Below are 25,822 nucleotides of genomic sequence, written 5' to 3'. Positions count from 1 at the left end.
AGCCGGTCGCGTTTGACTCGGCCGATAGTGAAAACAATGCAGCAAACGAAAATTGAATCTCCTTCAGACCTCGCGCGGCCGGAAAATGTCCCGGTCATCAAGGGCAGCCACGTCTACCTCATCGACGGATCGGGCTACATTTTTCGTGCTTTTCACGCGCTGCCGCCTCTGACCCGCCCCTCCGACGGCTTGCCGGTCGGTGCCGTCCACGGCTTTTGCGCCATGCTCTGGAAGCTCTTGCGCGAAACCAAGGTATCGGAAGCGCCCACTCACATCGCCGTCATTTTCGACGCCGGCCGCGAGACTTTCCGCAACGCCATTTATACGAAATACAAGGCGCAGCGGCCGCCGCCGCCGGAGGAACTCGTCCCGCAGTTTCCTCTCATTCGCGATGCCGTCAAAGCCTTCAACGTCGCCTGCATCGAGCGCGAGGGCTACGAAGCCGACGACCTTATCGCGACCTACGCCAGGCTCGCCGTCAACGCCGGCGGCGACGTGACGATCGTCTCCTCCGATAAAGACCTAATGCAACTCGTGCGCCCCGGCGTCACGATGTTCGACGGCATGAAAGCGAAGCGCATCGGCCGCGACGAGGTGATCGAGAAGTTCGGTGTGCCGCCCGAGAAAGTCATCGACGTCCAGGCGCTCGCTGGAGATTCTGTCGACAACGTCCCCGGCGTTCCCGGCATCGGCATCAAGACGGCTGCCGAACTCATCACCAGTTACGGCGATCTCGATACGCTTCTCGCCCAGGCCGGTGAAATCAAGCAGCCGAAGCGGCGCGAAAAACTCGTCGAGTTCGCCGAGCAGGCTCGCATCTCGCGTCAGCTCGTGCTGCTTAAAGACGACGTGCCGCTGGATACCGCGATCGAAACTCTGGGTGTCCGCGATCCGGACGCCGAGCCGCTCTTGGGCTTCCTGCGCACGATGGAATTCAACACGCTGACCAAACGCATCGCTGATGCAATGGGTGCCGAGGCACCGCCGCCACTCGCCGTCTCCGTCGGCGCGAGCCTGAAGTCCAAACCGCAGGACCTCGCAACCAAGATCGAGACGTTGGAAGACGAGGCGGCATCCGAAGATGCAACCCCCGCCGCCGCCGTCGCTGCCGGATCGGCTCTCGCCCGCGCCATTCCTGTTGATCGTTCGCGATACCAGACAGTCACGACGCCCGCCGAGTTGGAAGCATGGATCGCCAAAGCGCGGAGCGCCGGCCGCGTGGCATTTGACACCGAAACATCGAGGCTGAGCGCGACCGAAGCCGATCTCGTCGGATTTTCCTTAGCTGTCACGCCCGGAGAAGCCTGTTACGTGCCTGTCGGCCACCAGTCGGGAGGCGGCGATCTTTTCGGCGGCGGCAGCGACGGGCCACCTCAGCTCGCCGTCAGAGACGCAATCGCCGCGATCAAGCCACTGCTTGAAGACCCTTCCGTTCTGAAGATCGGACAGAACATCAAATACGATGTCCTCGTTCTGAAGCGGTACGGCGTCGATATAGCACCATTCGACGACACGCTGCTGTTGTCCTACGCGCTCGATGGCGGTCGCGGCCAGCACGGCATGGACATTCTGTCGGAACGCCACCTCGGCCATACCTGCCTGTCATTTTCAGAGGTGATCGAGCACGCGCCCGGCGCCAAGAAAGCCGACAAATCGTTTGCGGGCGTTCCCATCGACAAGGCGACCGAATATGCCGCCGAGGATGCCGATATCACGCTGCGGCTCTGGATGGCGCTGAAGCCGCGCCTTGCCGCCGAACATATGGCAACCGTCTACGAAACGCTGGAACGTCCGCTCGTTCCGGTCATCGTCGCCATGGAGCACGCGGGCATCAAGGTCGATCGCGATATTCTTTCGCGCCTGTCGAGCACGTTCGCGCAGCGCACGGTCCAGCTCGAAGAAGAGATCTACGGTCTCGTAGGCCATAAGTTCAATCTCGGCTCGCCGAAGCAACTCGGAGAGTTGTTGTTCGATCGCCTCAAACTTCCCGGCGGCAAGAAAACCAAGACCGGTCAATGGGAGACGCGCGCCAATCTCCTCGACGATCTCGCCGCCAACGAAGAACTTCACGGTGACGCCCGCCGTCTCGTCAATACGATGCTGGAATGGCGTCAGCTGACGAAGCTCAAGTCGACCTACACCGACGCCTTGCCGACCTACTTAAATCCGGATACGGGCCGCATCCACACCAGTTACGCGTTGGCTTCGACGACGACGGGCCGCCTCGCTTCCTCCGAGCCCAATCTTCAGAATATTCCGATCCGCACCAAAGAAGGCCGGGAAATCCGCACCGCCTTCATTGCTGACAAGGGCATGAAACTCGTCTCTGCCGACTATTCGCAGATCGAACTGCGCGTGCTCGCGCACGTCGCCGATATCCCGCAGCTGAAGAAGGCCTTCGCCGACGGCCTCGATATTCATGCGATGACAGCATCCGAGATGTTCGGCGTGCCGGTGAAGGATATGCCGGGCGAAGTTCGCCGCCGCGCCAAGGCCATCAACTTCGGCATCATCTACGGCATCTCTGCGTTCGGGCTTGCAAACCAGCTTTCGATCAGCCGCGAAGAGGCGGGTGAATACATCAAGACCTATTTCCAGCGCTTCCCGGGCATCCGCGATTACATGGACGCGACGAAGAAGCAGGCGCACGCGCATGGCCACGTCGAGACGATTTTCGGCCGCCGCATTCATTATCCCGAGATCAACACCAAGAATCCGTCGATGCGCGGCTTTCTCGAGCGCGCTGCGATCAACGCGCCGATCCAGGGATCAGCGGCCGACATTATCCGCCGTGCGATGATCCGCATGCCATCCGCGCTCGACGCTGCGAAGCTTTCCTCCGCTCGCATGCTGCTGCAGGTTCACGATGAACTCGTCTTCGAGGTCGCGGAAGGCGATGCCTCCAAGCTCATCGCCACCGCGCGCCACGTCATGGAGACTGCGGCGGAGCCGGCAATCAAGCTGTCTGTGCCGATCCACGTCGATGCCAAGGCGGCGGACAACTGGGACGAGGCGCACTGACGAGGCCGTCGAGAAGTGGAGTTGGGTCCATGGGGAATGTAGTCACCGCACTCATCGGCGCCTTCGTCGGCGTCGGCGCGATCTATTTCGGCGCGAACTTCCATATCGGCGACTGGATCGTCAACGGCTCATGGGCCTATGTGGGGAGTGCCGTTTGCGGGGCGCTTGTCGCGATCCTCTTGCGATACTTTGTCCGCAAAGAATACGGACTGCCTTAAAGCGCGGCCCGGCTTTTAGATTCTATATTAATCCCCATCGCGCGGGATGAACTCGTCTTGATCCCCGGTCGCCTTTACGAATTTCGACCAGAGTCGCGAGCCGAAGAAATCGAGCGCCAGCACGATAATCGCAAGCACGGTCGTGATGGCCGCGATCTTCAATTCGCCGATGCCGCACAGCAAGCCGATTGCGGCAGTCAGCCAGATCGCGGCGGCCGTCGTCAGACCTTTGACGTGACGAATTTTGCCATGTTGCAAAATCACTCCCGCGCCGAGAAAGCCGATGCCGGTGAGGACGCCTTGGGCGACGCGGCTGAAACCGTCAGTATCGCCATGCCGCACGGCAGCCAACGTCGCCACGCAGGCTCCGAGGCTGACGATCGCCATCGTGCGAAATCCGGTCGGCATGCGACGCAAATCGCGCTCGAGCCCGATGAGGCCGCCGCACAGAACAGCCACTACCAGACGCCAAATGACATCGTAGTCGGATGGAGTGTCCATGCGCGTCAGCTTAGCAAAGTCGAAGCTTGCGCAACATCTCGGGGAGGAGGATTTATTCGCCCGCCGCTGACGGAGTGTGCTTGCCGTTGACGCCGTTCAAAGCGCCGTTGGCTTTCGGCGCTCTCCAGTCGGGTGCAACGTCCGGCGTATCCTTAAGCACGCGGTAGGGCTTCGGCATCTTGGTTGCTTGGCTGCCGGTCAGGCGTTTGTAATTGATGGTGCGGATGAACTCGCGAATCCGCGGCTGGATTTCCGTGCGCCAACGGGTGCCGTTGAACACACCGTAATGGCCGACGCCCTGCTGCACGTAATGCACCTGCTCGTCGTTTGCGACGCCGATACACAGATCGTGCGCCGCCTCGGTCTGGCCGAGGCCACAGATATCGTCGCGCTCGCCCTCCACCGTCATCAGCGCGGTCTTGCGGATCGCCGCGCAATCGACGAGCTCATTGCGATGCATCAGCTTCTTGTCGGGCAGCAGATGATCCTGGAATACGGTCTTGACCGTCTGCAGATAGAACTCGGCGGTCAGATCCATGACCGACAGATATTCCTCGTAGAATGTCTGGTGCTGCTTGACGCTGTCGCAGTCGCCTTTGACGAGATTGTTGAAGAGATCGACGTGAGCGTTCATGTGCCGCTCAAGGTTCATCGTCATGAAGCCCGTCAACTGCATGAATCCCGGATAGACGGGGCGCATGAATCCCGCGTGCGGGAACGGTACCGTCGAGATCACGTTGCTCTCGAACCATGCGATCGACTTTTCCGCTGCGAGGTCGTTGACCTTGGTCGGATTGCGCCGCGTGTCGATCGGGCCGCCCATCAGCACCAGTGATGCCGGCTGGCACGGATCGTTGCGGGCCGCCATGACCGCCGTTGCAACGAGAGCCGGCACCGCCGGTTGGCAGACCGCGATGACGTGCGTGTTCGTGCCGATGAACTGGATGAAGTCGGCGAGATAGTCGACGAAGTCGTCGAAATCGAAATCGTCCGGACGCGATCGGGACATTCCGCGCATCCGCCCAATCGGTGATGTAGACGTCGTGCTCGGGAAGCATCGCCTCGACCGTTCCACGCAGCAGCGTCGCGTAGTGGCCCGACATGGGCGCCACGATGAGAACTTTGGGATCGAACCGCTTGCCCGTCACTGCTTCGTCGCGCGCGAAGTGGACGAGGTTACAGAACGGCTTGGAGGCAACGATTTCTTCGCGGACTGGGATCGTGAGGCCGGCGAGCTTAACGCTGTTGATGCCGAATTCCGGCTTGCCGTACCGGCGGGTGATGTTCTCGAACACCTCGCAGGCCGCGATCATGTTCTTTCCGGCTGTCGTATAGCCCATTGGGTTAAGAGGCCACCCGAGCGTGTGCCGAAGCGACTGAACGCCGAATCGAACCGGTGACATGAACGCGTGGGCCATTTCATAGGCGTAATAGTTCATATCGTCCCCAAGCCTTTGTTTTATTTACGCATTCCCAGAATCCCGAGATTGCAGAGCAGCATGTTGTTGCTGCATTGCATAAGTATAGAACGATTATACATCGTCACAATCTAGAAATAGTTCGCGTGACTAATGAAAAGGCAGGGGTATGCACGAAGGGTACACTGTGCATAACTCGCCGGATCTCGATCATTGTCGCTGCATCGCGTCAAAGACTGACGCGCGCGCTTGAACGATTGTTCCGTTTGGGCCAAGACGGGGCCGCTTGTCGGTCCCGCGGGGAACAATGCCAACGGAAAAATCCGCGCCCTCGGCGCCCCCCGCTCACTGGTTCCAGCGCTATGTAAATGTCGAGGCCGGAGAGATCGCCGCGCTTTTAACCTCGTTCGCGATGTTTTTTGCGCTTCTCTCGGCCTACTACATCGTCCGCCCGGTGCGCGACGAGATCGGCGTGACGCTCGGCAAGGATTCGCTGCACGAACTGTTCACCGTCGTCTTCGTCGTCATGGTGCTGCTTGTGCCGCTCTTTGGCTACGTCGCGGCGCGCTTTCCCCGCCGCTATGTTTTGCCGGCGATCTACACGTTTTTCGCGCTGAACCTCGTAGCATTCTGGTTTGTGATCAGGGCCGCGCCGCAGAACCATTGGGCGCTCGCGACGTTCTTCGTTTGGGGAAGCGTCTTCAACCTCTTCGTCGTCTCGCTGTTCTGGAGCCTGATGTCGGAACTCTGGTCGCACGAGGCGGCAAAGAGGCTCTACGGCTTCATCTCGGCCGGCGGCACGGCCGGTGCGCTCGCCGGGCCGCTGCTGACGCAAGGACTCGTCCGGATCTTCGCGCCAGTCGATCTGATGCTCGTCTCGGCCGCTCTATTGATGGCCTCCATGGCCGCCAGCTTGCGCTTGCGCCGCATAAAGTCGGCGGAAGCGGTCGATGGCGAAAGCGAGCCGACCGGCGGCGGCATTCTCGACGGCGCCATCAAGGTGTTCACGACGCCGATGTTCGCGCGGATCGCGCTTTTCATCTTCATCGCCAACGTCATCGGCACGTTCTTTTATTTGGAGCAGGCCCGCCTCGTCGCCACCTCCATCACCACCGCCGAAGACCGCGTGCTGTTTTTCTCCGGGCGCGATCTTCTCGTCAGCATCGCGACGTTCCTGATCGAGGTCTTCGGAACGGCGCGCATCTTGAATCGCTTCGGCGTTACGGTGGCGTTGCTGGCGCTTCCCGTCACCGCCGCAATCGGAGCCGTGCTCCTATCGTTCGATGCCGTGCTCGCCGTTGTCGCGACCGTAATGGTCGCCGAGCGTATCGTCGCGTTTGCGCTCGCCAACCCCGCAATCAAGATCATCTACACGCTGGCGACGCCGGCCGAGAAATACAAGGTCCAGAACTTCATCGACACCGTGGTGTTTCGCGGTGGCGACGCGGCGTCCGGATGGCTTTATTCCATTTTGGGTGGAGGCCTGGGCTTCGCCGCCGGTTCGATGGGCGCCGTCGCCGTTCCGCTTGTCGCCCTATGGATTTGGATCGCGCAGCGCCTTGGTGCGGATCATCGGCGGCGTGCTGCAGAGGTCGTGCCTCGCGCCTAAATCGCGGCGCCGGGTAGATCTGAATGCGACGTAATCGAACCTCGAAGGTTTGTGAGCCGGGCTCGATTATCGGCCGCCGCGGCGCGGTGGTCCGCCGCTGGTGCGCTGCGCGCCGCCTGCTGCGTCGCCGCCCGATGGGCGTCCGTCTTTGTGCCGGAAGTTGATGCGGCCCTTGGTCAAGTCATATGGCGTCATCTCGACCGTCACGCGGTCGCCGGCGAGAATGCGGATACGGTTCTTCTTCATGCGGCCGGACGTGTAGGCGATGACTTCGTGCCCATTGTCGAGTTTCACGCGGCAGCGGGCGTCAGGCAGAACTTCGTCCACCACGCCTTCGAACTCGAGCATCTCTTCTTTTGCCATTCGGTCTCCCGATCGTTGTTTTGTATTCCGGATAAGAAAAGCGGAGAGCAGCCGAGCTGCTCCCCGCAAGAGTGGAGTGGTCTCGAAATCCTTAGAGCGGACGCAGGTTCACGGCAGCGATCTTGCCGTTACGTCCACGTTCGGTTTCGAAGTAGATCTTCTGGCCTTCGCGAAGCGACTGAAGACCTGCACGCTCAACCGCAGAGATGTGGACGAAAACGTCGTTCCCACCTTCTTCCGGCTGGATGAAGCCGTAGCCCTTCTGACCATTAAACCACTTCACAGTCCCGTTCGACATCAATTGCCTCCAAAGCAAACACATGTTCTCCGGCACACGGCCGGAGGCTAATCAAATCGCGCGATGGAGACGTCTTAGGGCAGGCGGTAGCGCTGTCGAAGAGTGAGCCAAGGCGTGTTCGATGGCGACTTATATGCCTTGGTCCCGTAAGAAAGGCAAGATCGTCGCAGCCGTTCAAGAGGCGCCGACGCCCCCCGGATAGCCTTGAAATGCGGGCCGTTTCCGATCTCGACAAGGCGCCGTTTACGACGTCTCTATGAAATCGAAGGCGGCACCTGAATGCCGCCCTCAACCCTTAGGTGCGTCCGCTCGGTGCACCGAGCGACACGAAGCGCGGCCCCACGTCGACATGGATGTGGTCCATATCGCGGTAGGTCATGGTGCCTCCCGAGCGATGGTTGGCGATAAGCCAGCGGACCACCTCCGCCTTGCGGCCCGGAACCCTGAAGTCGATCGCCTGCCCGGAAGCGTGCCTGGACGGATGGCTGGTGCCGGCGATCCTCGCCCCCGGGCGACACGTCGAGACGATCTGGACATTGCCGAACTGCGCTCGAATGCGCGCCAGGAGGTTGCGGGCCGATGACGTGAGACACGCAGTCGATGTATCCCCGCTGTTCGATCGGGCATCTGCAATCGTGGGCGCCGTCGATATAAGTACAAGCGAAAGCGCAGCAATCATTCCCTTACTCATGGGAAGTCCTCGTGTTGTTGGATATTTTGGAATTGGCCCGATCGGACGATGCCGGAAATCGGCGGCGAGCTGAGACGCTCGAACGTCCGGTCGATGGGTTAAGCAGGGGACCGCGAGCGCCAGCCCCCCGACGCGCCGCCACGATCCAAGATCTCTGCGAGCTTGGGGCGCCGGTCCGATTGACGGACGGCGCCATTGTGCGGCGCGCACTGAAAGCCCGAGCGGCTGGGCAAAAATGAGGCCGGTCGTATCAGGCCGAGCAGAACCGTTGCCGCAGGCGGACAACCCTCATCGGAAATCTGTATTTCGAGCATCGGGCAATGGATTTGCTTGACCAAGCGGAGTAGCAAGAAAGTCGTGGGGACTTGTCGCACGGATCAGGGGAACATTGGGAAGGGGACACGGCCATGAATGCCTTGAAAAGTCTGGTTTTGGGCTTCGTTGCAGGGGTCGTCGCGGCCGCAACGGTTTCAGAGGCGATCAGCTGGATCTTCGTTCACTACTGGACCGGCTGGAACGCCGAGCCCTGGAGCCTGCGCCCGATGCCGAGCCTGCTCATTCCGCAGCTCGTGCTGCCTTGGCTGCTGGCAAATTCCATTACGGCAGGACTCTGGGGCGCGCTCTTCGGTCTGATCTTGGGCTGGAAGCCGATCGGGATGATGACCATCCGCGGCGCCATCCTCGGATTGTTCGGTCCCGGGCTTATCGGGTCCTTCCTCGTTGTGCCCTATCTCGCGCACCAGGCATCTCCCTTGATCGAGGGCGACGTCAGCCAGATCGTGCCGATCCTCTGCATCTCCGCCGGCTTCGGCGCGGTTGCTGCATGGCTTTACGGCCTCTTTAGCTGGGGCCGTCTCCCTTAGGCATTTTCACGCAGCGGATGGTCGTCCGCGCCGACAGCACCTACTTCAGTCACGGCGCCAGGGCGATGGCCTGAGGCGCTGTGAGATTTTACTGAAGGCCGAGGATGCGAGGATTACTTTTAGCGCTGGCCGTCGCGCTCTCTTCGGGCATCGTAACGCCGTTGGAGGCCAACCAGCAGCCGCGTGCCAAGTCGAAGCACACTTGGCAGAAGCCGCGCCTCCGCGCCGACCGCGACTGTGTGCCGATCAACGGACCTTACGGCTATTATGGCAACCCATGGTGCGATACCGGCTCATCGCGCCCGCCCGATATCGAATTCCGGGAACGTCACCGCCTGCAAAATCGTTAGCCGCTTGGCAATTAGCCGGGCTCGGCTTTGCCGATCACGCGCGACTTGAGACGCTCCAGCAACCAGACGCGCACGGCGCTCGAAAGCCCGGCCTCTCCCCGTGTCTTGTCGATCGAATTGACCAAGCCGGCAAGCGTGACGCCGTCTTCGGCCGCTGCTTCCTTAAGCGCCACCCAGAACGCGCTTTCGAGCGAAACGGACGTCCGATGCCCCTGGATCGAGAATGAACGCTTTTCCGGCCGCATTACGACGCGGTGCTGGGATCGATGTCGTCGGCGGTGTCTGCCGGGTGATTTTCGTCGCGGCGCGCGCCGTCGAGATCGGACTGCGTCTTGCGGCGCTGGGCGTCGGAGATGCTGCGTTCCGATTTCGATTGTCCGAACTTAAGCCTGTTCTCCTGCGCCTCTTTCTCTCGCTCGGCGCGCTCGCGGGCTTTACGGACCTTGTTGAGATTGATGATCTCGGCGGTCATAAAATGCTCTCCGCAACGGATGCAAATCGCTCCCCCATGCGCAGCTACTTTAGGAGCACCGGCACAAACCCGTCAAACGCCGCTGTGCATTTTATGCGGCAAGCGCCGTTCCGCCGCAACATCACACGCGCGTCGCCTGATCGTCATTCCGGTCCGACCATCTTTTCGGGGCGCACGATTTCATCGAACTCTTTGTCTGTCACGTATCCGCCGCCGACGGCTTCCTCGCGCAGCGTCGTGCCCTTCTTGTGCGCGGTTTTTGCGATTTTTGCGGCATTGTCATAGCCAATCTTCGGAGCCAGCGCCGTCACAAGCATTAACGAGCGCTCGAGCCCTGCCTTGATGTTGTCCTCACGCGGCTCGATGCCGACGACGCAGTTGTCGGTGAATGAAATCGCCGCATCGCTCATCAGGCGCACCGACTGCAGGAAATTGTAGGCCATCACAGGATTGTAGACGTTGAGTTCGAAATGGCCCTGGCTGCCTGCGAACGAGATGGCCGCATTGTTGCCGAAGATCTGAATGCAGACCTGCGTTAGTGCCTCGCACTGTGTCGGGTTAACCTTGCCCGGCATGATCGACGAGCCCGGCTCGTTTTCCGGCAGCGACAGCTCGCCGAGACCGGAACGAGGGCCTGATCCGAGCAGCCGGATGTCGTTGGCGATCTTGAACAACGACGCCGCCACCGTGTTGATCGCGCCGTGCGAGAACACCATCGCGTCGTGCGCCGCGAGTGCTTCGAACTTGTTCGGCGCCGACTTGAACGGCAGCTGCGTGATCGCCGCGATCCGCTCCGCGACCATTTCGGCGAAACCTTTCGGTGCGTTGAGGCCGGTGCCGACCGCCGTGCCGCCCTGCGCCAGCTCCATCAGTTTCGGCAGCGTCTGCTCGATGCGCGCGATGCCGTTCTCGACCTGCGTCGTGTAGCCGGAAAATTCCTGACCGAGCGTCAGCGGCGTCGCGTCCTGCGTGTGCGTGCGCCCGATCTTGATGATCTTCGCCCACGCCTGCGCCTTGTCGTTGAGGGCGTTCCGCAGCTTCTGCAAAGCCGGAATAAGCCGGTGAACCACCTCTTCGGAGCAGGCGATGTGCATCGCCGTCGGGTAGGTGTCGTTCGACGACTGGCTCATGTTGACGTGATCGTTGGGATGCACTGGCTTCTTCGAGCCCATCTCGCCGCCGAGCATTTCGATCGCCCGGTTCGAGATCACCTCGTTGGCGTTCATGTTCGATTGCGTGCCCGAGCCCGTCTGCCAGACGACGAGCGGGAAATGCGCATCGAGCTTGCCCTCGATCACTTCCTGCGACGCCTTGATGATCGTTTCCGCGATTTTCGGATCGAGCTTACCGAGTGCGAAGTTGGTCTCGGCCGCCGCCCGCTTGACGACGCCGAGCGCCCGCACGATCGCCGCCGGCTGCTTCTCCCAGCCGATCTTGAAATTGCCGAGACTGCGCTGCGCCTGCGCCCCCCAGTATTTGTCGGCTTCGACCTCGATGGGCCCGAACGTATCGGTCTCGGTGCGGGTCTTGCTCATGTCGTCGGGTCCCATTTCATTTGCGGATGCCGGTTTTCCGAGCTTCGTCGCGCATGGAACCCGCTTTGTCGAGCATTTTTAGCGTCGCGACTCCATTGCGTTGTTCAAGCGAGCTTCAAGATTCGGTCCAACGAGAACCGGCCGGGACCTGTCACGTAGAGCAGGAACAGCCCGCCAATGATGCCGACGTTCTTGTAGAAGTTGATCTCGGACTCGATGGCGGCTTGCCCGGTCATGGTCCAGAACGCGTGACCGACGATCGCGGTCGCCAGCGTGTAGAATGCGAGCAGTATCGCAAGTGGCCGCGTAAAGAACCCGAGCACGATCGCGACGCCAACGAAGAACTCCATGACAACTGCGATTATCGTCGCGACGAACGGCAGCGGCAGTCCGAGCTGGGTGAAATATCCTTCCGTCGCGCCAAACCCAACGAGCTTCTGCCATCCGAAAATGATGAAGAGAAGCGCCAGAAGAATGCGCGACAACAGGATGAGGGGATCCCTCAGCTTCTCACAGGCGAAAATATCGTTCATGGCAACCTTCCGAGTTTAGCCTTTGCGAACCGCGCGTCGCTGGCTTCAGCCGCCCGCTTATCGTTTCTTGCTCTTTGCTTTCTTCGATCGATTGAGAGCCACCGCTCCACGAATGAGGGCCTTGAACTCCTTCGCGTTGATTTGATCGCCCTCACGAATATCGATGGCGCGACGAACGTTTCCTTCGAGGCTTGAGTTGAAAAGGCCCGAAGGGTCCGCCAGCGAAGCGCCCTTCGCAAAGGTCAATTTTACGATGGCTTTATAAGTCTCGCCGGTGCAGATGATGCCGTCGCGCTCCCAGACCGGAACACCACGCCACTTCCATGTTTCTGCGACGCCGGGACAAGCTTGATGAATAAGAGCGCGAACGCGCGCAAGCGCTGTGCCACGCCAGTCGCCTAGCTCTTTGATGCGCGCGTCGATGAGTTGAGCCGGGGAGGCGTCTGCCGTCGCTTCCTTCGAGGTTTTTGACGGCTTCTTCATCATCGAAGCCCGCTGGTCTATTTCTTCCTGAACTGATCGAGACTGAGAATCTTCGCGCCTTCGGGCTGCTTCTCCGCCGCGTCATCGCCGTCCTTTGCAACCGCCTCGCCGGCTTTGGTTGCTGGCTCCGGATTTGGCGGCAAGGCTTGCGACGTCTCGACGGCCGCGAGCTGCGGAGACCGGCTCGCCGCATCCTTGTCTGCGCGCGGCTTTCGTGGCGTGCGCGGTTTCTTCGTCTGTGTGCGGGGTGCTTCCGAACTGTCGTCGTAGGTCGCATCCGCCGTCAGCGCCCGCGGCGCCGGCGCGCTCTCGCGGTCGCTCGCCTCTTCGTCGAATTGCAGGCCGTAGCGAACGGAGGGATCGATGAAGACTTTGATCGCCGAGAAAGGCACGACAAGGCGCTCAGGGATTCCATCGAACGTCAGCTTCACCTCGAACCGATCCTCCGAGACGATCAGGTCCCAGAAGCGATGCTGAAGCACGATCGTCATCTCGTTTGGATATTTCTCCTTCAGACGCTTCGACAGGATCACGCCCTGCGCCTGCGTATGGAAGGAGATATAGAAGTGATGGTCGCCGGGTAATCCCGTCTTGATGACCTGTTGCAGAACAGAGCGCACGACGCCGCGCATCGCCTCTTGCTGCAGCTTCGCGTAGTCTATGGACGGCCCCGATGCCATGCCTCAGCCTTCAATTCCATTCAAAACCATCTGACCTCTGAAATCAGATTTGCCGCCCCGTCAAGCCCGCGCCGGCTCGAAGATGCAAGGTGGAGGGCTTCTGTTGCCCGGTGCCCTCCGGACCGCGCCTTATCCTGCTAGGGATAAGGGCTTCAAGTTCAGGCTAGTCGCGCTGCATTACGCAGCGAGAGCGGCCTCAGCATAGTTGTCATTGGCAACTATTCTGAATGACCCGATAACGGTGGTATCATGCCGGGCAAAAGCAAAGTCCTTTACACCTTCGTCGATCCTATTTCGCCCCCAGCAGATGCCGCCTTGTTCGCCTGATGCGCGAGGAAAGGCGGCATATGGTGGAGGCGCCGGGTACCGCCCCCGGGTCCGATCGGCTTATTACGACCGCGTTTATCGCCATAGCTGGCAAGCCAGCCCTTGGAATATAGGGGGCAACGGTTACGAAAAAAAGCGTTTCGACAGCGCAGCGTTGCCGGTCCCGAAAAACCTGTGACCGGGCGGCGACGATAAATGCGCGCCCGTATAGGGTAACTGTTGCATCGCGTACGCTCGGGACCAGAGACTAGTCGCCAGGTAAAACCACAGTGGAAAACGGAATTCAGGCCTGGAAAGGCGTCATCGCCACGGCGGTTCTCGCAGGCGCAATCATCCTCGGCGCGACGGCAGCGGGCTATGCCGCGGCGTCTTTGTTCGACGGCTGGGCGCAGATCCACGAGGCGAGAGCATTTCGGCCCGGCGAAATCGAAGCGCTGCTGACGGGCAGAGTTGCGGCCTCACTTTTCGCTTTCCAGGCGGTCACGGTCATTTCTGTGCTGCTGATCGATGCCTACCGGCGGCGCACAACCGGCGCGAGCATTATAAATTTCGCCGCGCCGCCCGGCGGGATCGCGACGATCGCGCTCGCCGCGCTCGCCCTGATTTCGCTCGCGACGTGCTTCGCGTCCCTTGTTTTCGTCTTCAACCCCGAAGCGCTGCGCCACGATCTTCAGCCGTTTTCCGAGATGATGCAGTCGCGGACGTGGTGGCTCATCCTTCTGGCCGCAGGCATCGGCGCGCCATTGGCGGAAGAGCTGCTGTTTCGCGGTCTGATTTTCGGCGCGCTGAGAGCATCGCCGCTGGGATTTATCGGCGCTGCGATCGTAACCGCCCTGTCATGGGCGCTCCTGCACGCCAATTATTCGGTTTACGGCCTCGGCGCGATCGCGCTCATCGGCTTGTACCTCGCTTGGCTGCGCGAGCGGACGGGCACTCTGCTGACGCCAGTCATCTGCCATGGCGTCTACAACTCGATTATCATTTTGCTTATGGTGTTGGCGCCCAACAACGCTCTAACGGCGGGCTAGTGGACGCCGAAGAATCGCATAAGTCTCGACCCCATGCAGCAATACCTCGATCTTCTGCGCCGCGTGCGCAATCACGGCACGGCGAAATCCGACCGCACCGGCACCGGTACGCTGTCGGTCTTCGGCCACCAGATGCGCTTTGATCTGGCCGAGGGCTTTCCACTCGTCACGACGAAGAAGCTCCATGTGAGATCGATCATCATTGAGCTGCTCTGGTTTCTCGCCGGCGCGACCAATACCCAGTATTTAAAGGAGCACGGCGTCAGCATCTGGGACGAGTGGGCCGACTCCGAAGGCAATCTCGGTCCCGTTTACGGCAAGCAATGGCGAAGCTGGGAAGCTGCCGACGGCTCGACCATCGACCAGATCACGAATGCTGTTTCCGATCTGAAGCGCAACCCCGATTCCCGCCGCATCATCGTGACGGCCTGGAACCCCGGCGATCTCTCGAAGATGGTGCTCGCCCCCTGCCACTGCCTGTTCCAATTCTACGTCGCCGACGGCAAGCTGTCGTGCCAGCTTTATCAGCGTTCCGCCGATATTTTCTTGGGGGTTCCGTTCAACATCGCAAGCTACGCGCTGCTGACGATGATGATGGCGCAGGTGACCGACCTCGCGCCCGGCGAGTTCGTGCATACCTTCGGCGATGCGCACCTTTATCTCAATCACATCGAGCAGGCCGACTTGCAACTCTCGCGCACGCCGCGCGCACTACCGACGATGAAGATCAATCCCGCCGTGACCTCTATCTTCGATTTCAAATACGAAGACTTCGAGCTTCAAGGCTACGATCCGCACCCGCACATCAAGGCGCCTGTTGCGGTTTAGAAATGCTGGACGTAACAAGCGGCGCACGTGTCGAAGCGGCAGGCGATCCGCATGACTTAATCAGCGAAGCTTTTCTTACGGCTTCAGTTTCCCCTTTAAGCCTTGCGATTTCAGGAGCGATATTATCGCCCGAAAGGCTGGAAACGGGAAGACCGATCAAAATCACGCCTACGGTGTCGGTGGTTCGGGCATTTTCCTGTTGAACTGAGGCGCTCGCCAGCGCAGTCGAAAGACGCGAACTTTCTTCAGCAAGTTGAGTACAGCTCCAATTTTGGTAGCCGACTTCGCTTACATAAGCCGGGGAAATGCTGTCAGGAGATTTCGCGCAGGCAGAAACGAATAACACCACCATCCCTAAAATAGTTGCTCTCGTTATCATTGATGCAAAAAGCCCTTTAGTTATTTTATGAGAACATCCCGACAGCGATTCTCCATTCCGCACAATGACGGTCGCAAGAAAGATGTTGGAATCTCGGTTCTGGATTAAAGCGAAGCGCTCGGAAGCACGACGTTTCAGAACATGAGTCGCTGTCCGCAGCCGGGCGAGAGCGTCATCCTCAAACGGACGAGCGTCGCGCCAACAGCCCGATGGATCCTCGGCCTTCGCCGGGATGACGGTAATTGTGATTTCGGCACTTTGCGGCCGGTTCTTCGCAGGGGAGTCGCAAAGCGCAAACAAAAGATGCTATGCGCTCGGCCATGAACGAGCTTCTCATTTCCCTCATCGTTGCCGTCTCCGAAAACGGCGTCATCGGTCGCGACGGCGGACTGCCGTGGCGCCTGTCCTCCGATCTCAAGACCTTTCGCAGGCTGACGATCGACAAGCCCATCATCATGGGCCGCAAGACCTTTCAGTCCATCGGCAAGCCGCTCGATCGCCGCGATAACATCGTCATCACGCGCGATCCCGCGTTCGAGGTCGAAGGCGTTTCGACGTGCGAAACGATCACCGATGCCCTGACGCTGGCCCGCATCCTCGCCAAGACGCGTGGCGCCGACGAGATCATGGTTATCGGCGGCGTCGCGGTCTTCGATGCGACGCTCCCCGTTGCAGATAGGATTTATCTGACCCGTGTTCACGCCAATGTCGAAGGCGACCGCCATTTTCCGGCTCTCGATCCCGCCGAATGGCAGGAAACAAGCCGGGAAACGCTCTCGCACGGTCCGCGCGACGACCATCCCTCGACCCTTTTTATTTACGATCGCCGCAAGCCCGGCGCCTGAATGGCCAAGTTGCCCTTGAAGGCGCGGGCCCAGGCCCCAAATTGCGATTAGCCAAACGAACGGGAATTTGCGATCCGAGGGGCGCTGCCCTATAAGCTCCGCCAAATCCGGTTTTATCTACGTTGCTCAGGCCTTTGCAGTGCGTGTTCTTAGATCGGGCGTCACCTCGGCGCCGACGACATCTCGAAAGGCCAAGGGGGGCACGATCTCAACTTTCAACTCATATCCGAAAGAGGCCCTGATTTATGCCCTGGAGTAGTCAAGGCGGTAGTGGCGGGGGAAACGGCGGCCGCAAAGGCGGCGGACCGTGGGGCCAAGGGCCTTGGGGACCGCAAGGTGGCGGCGGCAAGGAGCCTCCCGATCTCGATGAAATTCTGCGCCGCGGCCAGGACCGCATGCGCCAGGTAATGCGTGGCGGCGGTGGCAATGGCGGCACCGGCAGTGGCTTCGGAGGCGGCGTGCCCAAACCGTTTATCTTCTTCATCGCGATGCTGCTGTTGGCGGGCGTCGCGTTCTACGGCTTCTTCTTCCGCGTCAATCCCGACGAGCAGGGCATCGTTCTTCGCTTCGGTGAGTACAATCGCTGGGAAGGACCGGGCTTGCACTGGCGTCTGCCTTATCCGATCGAAGAAGTCCGCCTGCCGAAAGTCACACAGCAGCGCACCATCGAGGTCGGCGCCGGCCGCAGCGTCATCGGCGCTCGCGACAGCGGCTTGATGCTGACAGGCGACGGCAGCGTCGTCGATGTCCGTTTCGTCGTGTTCTGGCGCATCAAGCTCGAAAAGGACAAGGACGCGCTCGACGGCGACACCGGCGTCAAGCAGTTCCTGTTCAACATCGCTCAGCCTGAAACGACTGTCCGCGAAGTGGCCGAAAGCGCCATGCGCGAGGTCGTCGGCCAATCCGATCTGCAGCCGCTGCTGACCGGCGGCCGCCAGAAGACGCAGGAAGCCGTTCAGCAGTTGATGCAGAAGACGCTCGATTACTACGGCGCCGGCATCAAGATCGATCAGGTGCAGTTGAAAGAAGTAGATCCGCCCGAGGAAGTCATCGGCTCGTTCCGCGCCGTCGCCGCCGCCGCTCAGGAAAAGGCGACGCTGATCAAACAGGCGCAGACCTATGCCGATCAGGTCGTGCCGCGCGCCCACGGCGACGCCGACCGCATCATCGCCGCCGCCGAAGGCTATCGCGACCAGACCGTCGCCGAAGCGACGGGTCAGGCCGCGCGCTTCCTGAAGGTCTACGACGAATACAAGAAGGCGCCCGACGTTACGCGCGAACGGCTCTATCTCGAAATGCAGGAGCGGGTGCTGACTGGCGCCGATAAGATCATCATCGATCAGAAGAGCAATGGCCAGGGCGTCGTACCGTTCCTGCCGCTCGAGCAGCTGCAGAAGCGCAATACCGATCAGCCCTCGACCGATAATACGGATGGAGCGAAATAACATGCGTTCGTTCTTCGCTTTCATTCTGGCCATCTTGGGCCTTGGCGCTTTGGCGCTCTATTCCTCGGCCTTCATCGTTCACCAGAACGAGCAGGCCCTCGTCTTGCGCTTCGGTGAGCCGCTTCCCGCCGTCACCACGCCGGGCCTCAAGTGGAAGGTGCCGTTCATCGATACGGTCGAGAAATTCGACAAGCGCATCCTCGATCTCGATACGACCGAGCAGGAAGTGACCGCCGCCGATCAGCAGCGTCTCATCGTCGATGCCTACGCGCGCTATCGCATCGTCAACTTGCTGAAGTTCTATCAGAACGTCCGCAACGAGGAACGCGTGCGCGAGGTCGTCGGACCGCTGATCGAATCCGAAATCCGCCGCGTCTTGGGCTCCGCCACCCTTCAGGAAGTCGTGAAGGACAAGCGCGAAGCCCTGATGAAGGAAATCGCCGCCAAGGTGAACAAGGAAGGCCAGGACTACGGCCTCGAAGTCGTCGACGTTCGCATCAAGCGCGCCGATCTTCCGCAGGAGAACCTCGTGAAGGTCTATGACCGTATGCGCGCCGACCGCGTCCGTGAGGCGACCGAGCTTCGCGCCCAGGGCGAAGCCGAGAACAATCGCGTCCGCGCCAACGCCGACAAGGACGTGACGATCATCAAGGCGACCGCGACGCAGAAGTCGGACGAAATTCGCGGCGACGGCGAAGCCGAGCGCAGCCGTATCTTCGCCGGAGCCTTCGGTCAGGATCCCGACTTCTTCCGCTTCTATCGTTCGATGCAGGCCTATTCGACGGCGCTGAAACCGGACGACACCCGCATGCTGCTGTCGCCCAACAGCGAATTCTTCCGGTATTTTGAAGATCCTACAGGTAAGGCGGCTGCTTCGGGCGCCCCGGCGCAGAGATGAACGACCTCCTCGCCGGGCTCGGCATCGCCCTCGTTCTGGAGGGCCTGCTTTGGGCCGCCGCGCCCCATACGGCGCGGCGAGCCGTTGAAGAGATTGCAACTTTCTCGACCGGCCGCATCCAAATCTGCGCCGTCGCCGCAGTGGCTCTTGGCGTATTTGTCGTCTGGCTCGCCCGGGGATAAGCCCTAGCCCCAAGTTATCCCCGCGCTTCCACGGTATGCTACCTTGCCATGTTCACGCTTTGATGTTGGGCGAGCTAGCATGGATCCGCGGCGATCCCACCGGTGCCGGTCAGACTTGGAGTTCCTCGCAATGCTAAAGACAGGTTCGGCGCTTCTTATCGGCCTGGGATTGAGTCTGCTGCTGGCGACCGTCGGTGCCCGGGCGGAGACGTTCCAATATGGACCCGCCTCGGTTGCCCCACTCGCCAAGAAGCTCTCCGATGCCGTCGTCAACATCTCGACCTCGCAGACCGTGAAGGGGCCCGCCGGCACTCCGTTGCCGAAGGTGCCGAAAGGCGCGCCGTTCGAAGACTTCTTCGATGATTTCTTCAACAAGCGGGGCGGCGTCCCGCACGGCGACCGCAAGGTTTCGTCTCTCGGCTCCGGCTTCGTCATCGACGGCAAGGAAGGGCTGATTGTCACCAACAACCACGTCATCGAGGGCGCCGAGGAAATCGACGTCAACTTCCACGACGGCTCCAAGCTCGTCGTCGACAAGATCATCGGCCGCGATACCAAGGCCGATCTCGCGCTCTTGAAGGTTTCGCCGAAGAAGCCGTTGGTCGATGTGAAGTTCGGTTCCTCCGATGCCATCGAGGTCGGAGATTGGGTCATGGCCATCGGCAACCCGTTCGGCCTCGGCGGATCGGTCTCGGTTGGCATCATCTCGGCGAAAAGCCGCGACATCAATTCGGGCCCCTACGACGATTATCTCCAGACCGATGCCGCCATCAACAAAGGCAATTCCGGCGGTCCTCTGTTCAACATGAATGGAGACGTGATCGGCGTGAACACCGCGATCATCTCGCCGACCGGCGGTTCGATCGGCATCGGCTTCGCGGTCCCTTCCGATACCGTCTCGAATGTCATCGACCAGCTGAAACAGTACGGCGAGGTCCGCCGCGGCTGGCTCGGCGTCAAGATTCAATCCATAACCGGCGACATCGCCGAGACCCTCGGCCTCCAGGAGAATGAAGGCGCCCTCGTTGCCGCCGTCACCCCCGATGGCCCGGCTTCCAAGTCCGGCCTGCAGCCGGGCGACGTCATCCTGAAATTCGATGGCAAGGAAGTATCGAGCATGCGTGGTCTGCCGAAGATCGTGGCGCAAGCGCCCATCGGCAAGGCGGTCAACGTCGAGCTTCTGCGCAAGGGCAAAGAGCAGACCATGCAGGTGACGGTCGGCCGTCTCCAGGACGACGACGACAACGCCAGCGATCTGAAAAACGACGACGACAGCGAAGACGAAGATCCGAAGGGCTCCGACATCATCGGGCTGTCGCTGTCGCCTCTGACCGACGCGCTGCGCAAAAAATACGGCTTCGACGACTCGGTCAAAGGCGTCGTTGTCGAATCCGTCGATCCGCAAAGCCCTGCCGCCGGGAAGGGTTTGAAGCCGGGCGACGTCATCGTCGAGGCGGCGCAGGACGCCGTTTCCGATCCCGACGACGTCGCAAAAAGCATCGAGAAGGTGAAAAAGGCGGGCCGCAAGGCGGTGCTGCTGCGGGTAGAGGACGCCAAGGGCGACCTTCGCTTCGTTGCCGTACCGGTGTCGTAACCGGCGTGCTAACGCCATCTGAAATTCACGCCAGGAGGAATTGGTGTCCGAGGGTCACGGCTTACTCGATACGATTTTTGATCAGCTTTCGCCGGTGCATCCCGATGGACATAAGTTCATAGCGATCGCAGCCGCGATCACGCTGCTGTTCTTTTTTCTCTATCCGCCGCTCGGCTGGGTCTGCGCCGGCGTGACGGCTTGGGTCATCTACTTCTTCCGCGATCCGTTGCGCGTGACGCCGCTCCGTCCCGGCCTCGTCGTCTCCGCCGCCGACGGCAAGATCTCGGGCATCGACAAGGTCGTCCCGCCGGCCGAACTCGGCATGGGCCCGCAAGAGCGCGTGCGCATCTCGACGTTCCTTTCGGTCTTCGATGTCCACATCAACCGCGCGCCCGTCGCCGGACGCATCGTCCGCTCGCTTTATATCCCGGGCAAGTTCCTCAACGCCGCCCTCGACAAGGCCAGCGAAGACAACGAGCGCCGCGTTATCGTCATCGAGACGCCAACCGATGGCGATATCGGCGTGGTGCAAATCGCCGGTCTCGTGGCCCGCCGCATCGTGACCTTTTCGCAGATCGGTGACACGCTCGGCGTCGGCCAACGATTCGGCTTGATCCGTTTCGGATCGCGGGTGGACATCTATCTTCCGCCCGGAAAGACGGCCCTTGTCAGCGTCGGCCAACGCGCGGTTGCGGGTGAAACGGTTTTCGCGGATCTTCAGTCTGCGGAGCCTGAACGCGAGGCGCGCCGGGCCTGAACGTCTCGAGCAGACGGCGCCGCTGCTGGCGCAAGATCGGAATGAAGCGCATTCGCATGGGGCAAGGAGGCTGCCATGGATACCGACGAACCATTCATCGAAACCGAAACGCGCCGCCGCCGCCGCCGTTCTCTGTTCCGGCATCGTCGCGTTCCCGTCCGCATGCTCGTGCCCAATTTCTTCACCCTCCTCGGACTGTGCGCCGGTCTGACGTCGATCCGCATGGGAATCGAAGACCGCTATGATCTCGCGGTCGCCGCCATCGTCTTCGCCGCCTGCTTGGACGGCATTGACGGCCGCATCGCCCGTCTTCTTAAGGCGTCGTCGCGCTTCGGCGCCGAACTCGACAGCTTGGCCGATTTCGTGAACTTCGGCGTTGCGCCCGCCTTCCTCATTTTCAATTGGGGCCTCGGCGACTTGAAAAGCGCCGGTTGGATCTGCGTGATGATCTTCGCGCTGGCCTCCGCGCTGCGCCTCGCGCGCTTCAATGCCGCGCTCGAAGACGAAAAGCCCAAATGGCAGTCGAACTATTTCATGGGCATGCCGACTCCGGCCGCTGCCATCGCTGTCCTGCTGCCGCTTTACCTCTATCAGCTGGGATTTGAGCAGACCAAGGATCAGTGGGCGCTGAAAATCGTCCTCGTCTATACCGTCTTCGTCGCCTTCATGATGGTGTCGACCATTCCGACGTACTCCGGCAAGCTGCTCGGCGAGCGCGTCGGCCGCGAGTGGGTGCTGCCGATCTTCGTCGTCGCCATCGGCGTCGTCGCGTTTCTTTTCACCTATCCCTACGAAACCTTGACCGTGCTGACGTGTCTCTACCTCGCCTTCATCCCGGTAAGTTGGCGCGCGTTCCGCGACAAGTGCGAAGGTGAGGGCGCCGCCACGGCAGCGGTCCCTCCCGGTACGCCGTCCGGCGACACGTCCGCGCAACCGCAGCCGACCGGGCGCATCTTCGCGTTTCGCCCGACCGATCCTCCGAAGTAAGATCGCTTATTTCGTCTCTTCCGGCTGGCGATGATAAATGTCGTCGGTGCGCATGATGTCGTCTTCGCCGAGATACGAGCCGATCTGCACCTCGATGATTTCGACTGGCACCTTGCCGGGGTTTTCGAGCCGGTGCCACTGCGTCGCGAAAATGTAAACGCTCTCGTTTTCGCGTACGAGCTGCTCTTTCTCCCCGATCGAAACCTGCGCCGTGCCCTGCACCACGATCCAATGCTCGGAGCGATGGTGGTGCATTTGCATCGACAGCTTGCCGCCGGGCTTCACATGCAGAAGCTTCACCTGAAAGCGCGGCCCGATGTTGAGCGTCTCGAAGTAACCCCACGGCCGGTAATTCCTGAGGTGCTGCTCCTGCTCCTTGCGGTTCGATTGCTTCAGCCGCTGCACGACTTTCGAAACATCCTGCGTGCGGCTTTTGTCGGCGACGAGCAGCGCGTCCGGCGTATTGACAATGATGAGATCGTTGACGCCGATCGTCGACACGATCGATTTTTCTGAATGGACGTAGCAGCCCGAGGTATCCTCCAGCACCGCTTCGCCCTTGATGAAGTTTCCCTTGTCGTCCCGAGGCGCGATGTCCCACAGCGAAGACCACGAGCCGACGTCGTTCCAGCCGACGTCGATCGGCAGGATCGCGGCCTTCTGCGTTTTTTCCATCACCGCATAGTCGATCGAGATGTTGGGCGACATCGCAAATCCGGTCTTGTCGAGCCGCAGAAAGCCCAAGTCCTCGCTCGCATCCGCCAGCGCTGCTTTCGCCGCTTCCAAAATCTTGGGTTCATAGCGCTCGATCTCGGACAGAAATGTCCGGGCGTGAAGCGCGAATATGCCGCTGTTCCAGAGATAGGAGCCGTCGGCGAGATAACCCTCCGCTGTCGCCCGGTTGGGCTTTTCTGCAAAACTGTCGACCTGGAACGCGTGGCCGTCGAAGCCGGGCAAAGCCGCGCCGCGCTTGATGTAGCCATATCCGGTATGCGGTTCCGTCGGCGTGATGCCGAACAGCACGAGCTTGCCCGTATCGGCGACGGCGGCAGCCTCGCGGATGCACGCCGCAAAGCGCGCTTCGTCGGCGATCACGTGATCGGACGGCATGACGGCGAGAATGGCGCCAGGATCATCCTTGAGTGCGATCAAAGCCGCGACGACGATGGCGGGCGCCGTGTTGCGCGCGATCGGTTCGAGGATAATGGCGCGAGCTTCGATATCGGCGCGCTCGAGTTCCTCGCGAACGAGAAAACGATGATCGTTATTGCAAAGAAGAATTGGTCGTTCGAAACCCGACTTGACGGGCAGGCGCGCCAGTGCCGATCCCAGGAACGACGTATCTTGTCCGTTGAAGAAACGAATGAACTGTTTAGGGTACATCGAGCGGGACAGCGGCCAAAGCCGGGTTCCCGAACCGCCCGACAAAATCACTGGATAAATTTGGCCCATCAACCGCCCCTCAAAACCTCAAAATTTATGTTTAGAGCCCGGCTGTTTGCAGCGCAAGAGAGCGTTCGGCACGCGAAGCTGCACCTGCGCCCGGGAACCCGCAAACGCTCGGAGCAGGGCAATGTCATAGCGTGGATTGTCTCAGTTCGATGAACGCGACAGCCGTTCGCGCAACGATCTGAGCGTGTCGACCGCATTGGGCACCGCGGCCGATGGCGAAGCTGCCGGATGCGTTTGGCGGCCACCGACCGGTGCGTTCGGATAGGGCGAAGGCGGAGCGCTCGACGGCCGATAGGCAGGCGCATCGGGAACGTAGCTGTGAGCCGGCGCCGCTTCCGTCTGAGCCGCCTGAAGCCCGATGGCATCGGCCATCATTGCCAGCTGTGCGCCGCCTTCCGAATTCGCCGGGATACCCGAGGCGCGCCAACGCTCGACGATTTGGTCGAGGAAGCCTTCATCGTTGAGCGACGATTGCCACTTCTCGGAGAAATTCGCGGTCGACGATCTCGGCAGCGCGCGCTTCGGCAGCTCGTCGAACTTGATCCGCACCGGCAAGGCCATGCCGTCACCGAACGCGATCGCTTCGCGCTGACCAAGCGACGGCAGGAATTCCAGAAGCCCGGCTCCCGTATCGGCGACGGCCGATTGAACGATGGCCTGGTCGCGGTCGTTCGACATGCGCAACGCGAACACGGTGTTGCACTGAGACAAGATCGTCGGATCGATTTCCGCCGGGCGCTGCGTCACGATGCAAAGCGAGGCGCCGTATTTGCGGCCTTCCTTGGCGATTTTGGCGATCGCGCGCTTGCACGGCTCGAAACCGAGCGTCGCATTCACCGGCACGTATCTGTGGGCTTCTTCGCACACCAGCGTGACAGGAACCTGGCCTTCGCTCCACAGCGCGAAGTCGAACGTCATGCGGCAAAGAACCGAGACGACGACGTTGACGACTTCCGAAGGAATGCCGGTCAGCTCGAGAATAGTGATCGGCTTGTTGTTGACCGGCACTCGGAACAGCCGCCCGAGAACCTGCGCCATGCCGTCGTAGACCGTGCGCGAGCCGAACATGAAGGCGTAGCGGCCGTCCTGCGAAATCGTCTCGATGCGGTTCTTGAGCGCGCGATAGGGCGCTAGATCGCGTCTGTTCTCGAGCTTGCCCATACGCTCGTCGATCAGCGAAACGATATCCGAGATGCGATAGGGAACGGGTGTATCGACGGTGTAGCGGCTGGAATCGCCAAGCCCGCGCCGCGCCCGCGGGGGCTCTCCGGCGCGGCCGTTGCTGTAGCGGATTTTCGCGGCGGGGATGAGTTCCTGAAGGACTTCGATTTCCGCCTTGCGGTCGCCGTCGCCGACCAGAACTTCGACGATCTCCTCGAACGTCAGCAGCCAATAGGGCAGTTGCATGTTGCGCGGGGAAACGACTTCCGCCCATTCGCTGAACGCGGTCGCGTATTCATTGTGCGGATCGAGCAGGACGATGTGCGCGGCCGGGTTCTTTTCCACGATCGAACGCAGGATCAGCGCCGTCGTGCAGGATTTGCCTGTGCCCGTAGTGCCAAGAATGGCGAAGTGCTTGCCGAGCAGTTCATCGACGCGCACCATCGCCGGGATCGTTGCGTCCTGACGAATGGTTCCAACTCTGACCGCCGCCGACGTATCGCCGCAGAACGTCGCTTCGAGTTCGCCTTTCTGGGCAAGGCGCACGCGATCGCCAAGCGCTGGATAGGCCGAGACACCGCGGTTAAAGGATGGCGTCCCTTCCTGAGCGCCGGCGAGTTCTCCGACAAGGCCCAGTTCCGCGATCCAGACTTCGCCCTCGCCTTCGCGCTGGGACGGCACCGGCACGCTCAAAGCCGAGACAATGGCGAGTACCGTCGTCCGCCCGGTATCGATCGCGAGCAGTGTTCCCATTTCGGGCCGACTGTCGGATGCGCTGCCAAGCTTGCCGCTGCCGCCATCGAGAAGAACGATGGCTTTCGAGCCGGTGACGGACACGATACGGCCGATGGAAGCATCGGCGCCTTCATGCGCAAAGTTCGGTGTGATGGCAGATTGCATTCAG

The 25,822-nt window shown here is 60.8% G+C and carries 27 protein-coding genes, 1 other RNA gene and 1 pseudogene; 14 read left to right on the top strand and 15 right to left on the bottom strand.

Features of this window, described 5'->3' with window-relative positions:
* Nucleotides 1-36 precede the first annotated feature (36 nt).
* Nucleotides 37-3,021, top strand: coding sequence for a DNA polymerase I (gene polA, locus QM780_RS11980; protein WP_415070693.1), 2,985 nt, complete (start codon nucleotides 37-39; stop codon nucleotides 3,019-3,021).
* Nucleotides 3,022-3,050: 29 nt separating this feature from the next.
* Complete coding sequence (locus tag QM780_RS11975) at nucleotides 3,051-3,239, top strand: hypothetical protein (RefSeq protein WP_415070692.1); 189 nt, start codon at nucleotides 3,051-3,053, stop codon at nucleotides 3,237-3,239.
* A 27-nt stretch (nucleotides 3,240-3,266) separates the two neighbouring features.
* On the opposite strand, the gene QM780_RS11970 is transcribed toward QM780_RS11975, so the two are convergent.
* The gene (locus QM780_RS11970) at nucleotides 3,267-3,740 is read right to left on the bottom strand and encodes an MgtC/SapB family protein (RefSeq protein ID WP_415070691.1); all 474 of its coding nucleotides are present in this window, start codon (nucleotides 3,738-3,740) and stop codon (nucleotides 3,267-3,269) included.
* A gap of 52 nt (nucleotides 3,741-3,792) precedes the next feature.
* A pseudogene (locus QM780_RS11965) lies at nucleotides 3,793-5,179 on the bottom strand (polyhydroxyalkanoate depolymerase).
* Nucleotides 5,180-5,465: 286 nt separating this feature from the next.
* On the opposite strand from QM780_RS11965, the gene QM780_RS11960 reads away from it, so the two are divergent.
* Nucleotides 5,466-6,767 carry an NTP/NDP exchange transporter gene (locus QM780_RS11960; protein WP_415070690.1) on the top strand — a complete coding sequence of 434 codons (1,302 nt, stop codon included), beginning with the start codon at nucleotides 5,466-5,468 and terminating at the stop codon, nucleotides 6,765-6,767.
* Nucleotides 6,768-6,833: 66 nt separating this feature from the next.
* On the opposite strand, the gene infA is transcribed toward QM780_RS11960, so the two are convergent.
* The 3 genes from infA to QM780_RS11945 form a co-directional block, all read right to left on the bottom strand.
* Nucleotides 6,834-7,130 carry a translation initiation factor IF-1 gene (gene infA, locus QM780_RS11955; protein WP_415070689.1) on the bottom strand — a complete coding sequence of 99 codons (297 nt, stop codon included), beginning with the start codon at nucleotides 7,128-7,130 and terminating at the stop codon, nucleotides 6,834-6,836.
* Between the two features lie 91 nt (nucleotides 7,131-7,221).
* Nucleotides 7,222-7,428, bottom strand: coding sequence for a cold-shock protein (locus QM780_RS11950; protein ID WP_013214405.1), 207 nt, complete (start codon nucleotides 7,426-7,428; stop codon nucleotides 7,222-7,224).
* 295 nt (nucleotides 7,429-7,723) lie between these two features.
* A complete protein-coding gene (locus QM780_RS11945) occupies nucleotides 7,724-8,119 on the bottom strand; it encodes a YcbK family protein (RefSeq protein WP_415070688.1) in 396 nt (131 codons plus the stop codon).
* 407 nt (nucleotides 8,120-8,526) lie between these two features.
* Between QM780_RS11945 and QM780_RS11940 the strand changes: the two genes are divergently transcribed.
* On the top strand, nucleotides 8,527-8,982 hold the full coding sequence (locus tag QM780_RS11940) for a hypothetical protein (RefSeq protein WP_415070687.1): 456 nt from the start codon (nucleotides 8,527-8,529) through the stop codon (nucleotides 8,980-8,982).
* Between the two features lie 104 nt (nucleotides 8,983-9,086).
* Entirely contained in the window at nucleotides 9,087-9,332 is a 246-nt protein-coding gene (locus QM780_RS11935) for a hypothetical protein (protein ID WP_415070686.1), read from the top strand.
* 11 nt (nucleotides 9,333-9,343) lie between these two features.
* On the opposite strand, the gene QM780_RS11930 is transcribed toward QM780_RS11935, so the two are convergent.
* From QM780_RS11930 to ssrA, 7 genes are all read right to left on the bottom strand, one after another.
* Nucleotides 9,344-9,577: a ribbon-helix-helix domain-containing protein gene (locus QM780_RS11930; RefSeq protein ID WP_415070685.1), complete on the bottom strand. Its 234-nt coding sequence runs from the start codon at nucleotides 9,575-9,577 to the stop codon at nucleotides 9,344-9,346.
* Nucleotides 9,577-9,804, bottom strand: coding sequence for a DUF4169 family protein (locus QM780_RS11925; RefSeq protein ID WP_415070684.1), 228 nt, complete (start codon nucleotides 9,802-9,804; stop codon nucleotides 9,577-9,579). The genes QM780_RS11930 and QM780_RS11925 overlap by 1 nt, the downstream gene beginning before the upstream one ends.
* Before the next feature lie 143 nt (nucleotides 9,805-9,947).
* Nucleotides 9,948-11,339 (bottom strand): class II fumarate hydratase, encoded by a 1,392-nt coding sequence (fumC, locus tag QM780_RS11920; protein ID WP_415070683.1) that lies wholly within the window; start codon nucleotides 11,337-11,339, stop codon nucleotides 9,948-9,950.
* A 104-nt stretch (nucleotides 11,340-11,443) separates the two neighbouring features.
* Nucleotides 11,444-11,872 carry a DoxX family protein gene (locus QM780_RS11915; protein WP_415070682.1) on the bottom strand — a complete coding sequence of 143 codons (429 nt, stop codon included), beginning with the start codon at nucleotides 11,870-11,872 and terminating at the stop codon, nucleotides 11,444-11,446.
* Between the two features lie 57 nt (nucleotides 11,873-11,929).
* A complete protein-coding gene (locus QM780_RS11910; RefSeq protein WP_415072030.1) occupies nucleotides 11,930-12,355 on the bottom strand; it encodes a DUF1801 domain-containing protein in 426 nt (141 codons plus the stop codon).
* Between the two features lie 17 nt (nucleotides 12,356-12,372).
* On the bottom strand, nucleotides 12,373-13,035 hold the full coding sequence (locus tag QM780_RS11905; protein WP_415070681.1) for an SspB family protein: 663 nt from the start codon (nucleotides 13,033-13,035) through the stop codon (nucleotides 12,373-12,375).
* Between the two features lie 88 nt (nucleotides 13,036-13,123).
* Nucleotides 13,124-13,501: a transfer-messenger RNA gene (gene ssrA / locus QM780_RS11900) on the bottom strand.
* Between the two features lie 130 nt (nucleotides 13,502-13,631).
* Between ssrA and QM780_RS11895 the strand changes: the two genes are divergently transcribed.
* Both QM780_RS11895 and QM780_RS11890 read left to right on the top strand, forming a co-directional pair.
* Entirely contained in the window at nucleotides 13,632-14,390 is a 759-nt protein-coding gene (locus QM780_RS11895; RefSeq protein ID WP_415070680.1) for a lysostaphin resistance A-like protein, read from the top strand.
* Between the two features lie 33 nt (nucleotides 14,391-14,423).
* Nucleotides 14,424-15,218: a thymidylate synthase gene (locus QM780_RS11890; protein ID WP_415070679.1), complete on the top strand. Its 795-nt coding sequence runs from the start codon at nucleotides 14,424-14,426 to the stop codon at nucleotides 15,216-15,218.
* Here the strand turns inward: QM780_RS11890 and QM780_RS11885 are convergent.
* Entirely contained in the window at nucleotides 15,196-15,897 is a 702-nt protein-coding gene (locus QM780_RS11885; protein WP_415070678.1) for a hypothetical protein, read from the bottom strand. The two genes, QM780_RS11890 and QM780_RS11885, sit on opposite strands and share 23 nt — an antisense overlap.
* Before the next feature lie 20 nt (nucleotides 15,898-15,917).
* On the opposite strand from QM780_RS11885, the gene QM780_RS11880 reads away from it, so the two are divergent.
* The 7 genes from QM780_RS11880 to pssA all read left to right on the top strand — a co-directional run bounded on the left by QM780_RS11880 (nucleotide 15,918) and on the right by pssA (nucleotide 22,305).
* A complete protein-coding gene (locus QM780_RS11880; protein WP_415070677.1) occupies nucleotides 15,918-16,442 on the top strand; it encodes a dihydrofolate reductase in 525 nt (174 codons plus the stop codon).
* A gap of 245 nt (nucleotides 16,443-16,687) precedes the next feature.
* Nucleotides 16,688-17,887, top strand: a complete 1,200-nt coding sequence (hflK, locus tag QM780_RS11875; protein ID WP_415070676.1) for an FtsH protease activity modulator HflK — start codon at nucleotides 16,688-16,690, stop codon at nucleotides 17,885-17,887.
* 1 nt (nucleotide 17,888) lies between these two features.
* The gene (gene hflC, locus QM780_RS11870) at nucleotides 17,889-18,785 is read left to right on the top strand and encodes a protease modulator HflC (protein ID WP_415070675.1); all 897 of its coding nucleotides are present in this window, start codon (nucleotides 17,889-17,891) and stop codon (nucleotides 18,783-18,785) included.
* Nucleotides 18,782-18,967 carry a DUF2065 domain-containing protein gene (locus tag QM780_RS11865; RefSeq protein ID WP_415070674.1) on the top strand — a complete coding sequence of 62 codons (186 nt, stop codon included), beginning with the start codon at nucleotides 18,782-18,784 and terminating at the stop codon, nucleotides 18,965-18,967. Before hflC ends, QM780_RS11865 begins: the two co-directional genes overlap by 4 nt.
* Nucleotides 18,968-19,097: 130 nt before the next feature.
* Nucleotides 19,098-20,561, top strand: coding sequence for a Do family serine endopeptidase (locus QM780_RS11860; RefSeq protein WP_415070673.1), 1,464 nt, complete (start codon nucleotides 19,098-19,100; stop codon nucleotides 20,559-20,561).
* 43 nt (nucleotides 20,562-20,604) lie between these two features.
* The gene (locus QM780_RS11855) at nucleotides 20,605-21,318 is read left to right on the top strand and encodes a phosphatidylserine decarboxylase (RefSeq protein WP_415070672.1); all 714 of its coding nucleotides are present in this window, start codon (nucleotides 20,605-20,607) and stop codon (nucleotides 21,316-21,318) included.
* Between the two features lie 75 nt (nucleotides 21,319-21,393).
* Nucleotides 21,394-22,305: a CDP-diacylglycerol--serine O-phosphatidyltransferase gene (gene pssA / locus QM780_RS11850; RefSeq protein WP_415070671.1), complete on the top strand. Its 912-nt coding sequence runs from the start codon at nucleotides 21,394-21,396 to the stop codon at nucleotides 22,303-22,305.
* 6 nt (nucleotides 22,306-22,311) lie between these two features.
* Here the strand turns inward: pssA and QM780_RS11845 are convergent, their stop codons facing one another.
* Nucleotides 22,312-23,757 carry a mannose-1-phosphate guanylyltransferase/mannose-6-phosphate isomerase gene (locus QM780_RS11845; protein WP_415070670.1) on the bottom strand — a complete coding sequence of 482 codons (1,446 nt, stop codon included), beginning with the start codon at nucleotides 23,755-23,757 and terminating at the stop codon, nucleotides 22,312-22,314.
* 141 nt (nucleotides 23,758-23,898) lie between these two features.
* Entirely contained in the window at nucleotides 23,899-25,818 is a 1,920-nt protein-coding gene (locus QM780_RS11840) for an ATP-binding protein (RefSeq protein ID WP_415070669.1), read from the bottom strand.
* Between the last annotated feature and the right edge of the window lie 4 nt (nucleotides 25,819-25,822).

It is taken from the genome of Hyphomicrobium sp., assembly GCF_047600905.1.
Lineage (GTDB): Bacteria > Pseudomonadota > Alphaproteobacteria > Rhizobiales > Hyphomicrobiaceae > Hyphomicrobium_B.
Note: the sequence above shows the minus strand (reverse complement) of the source record. Positions and strands in the feature narration are given on the sequence as shown.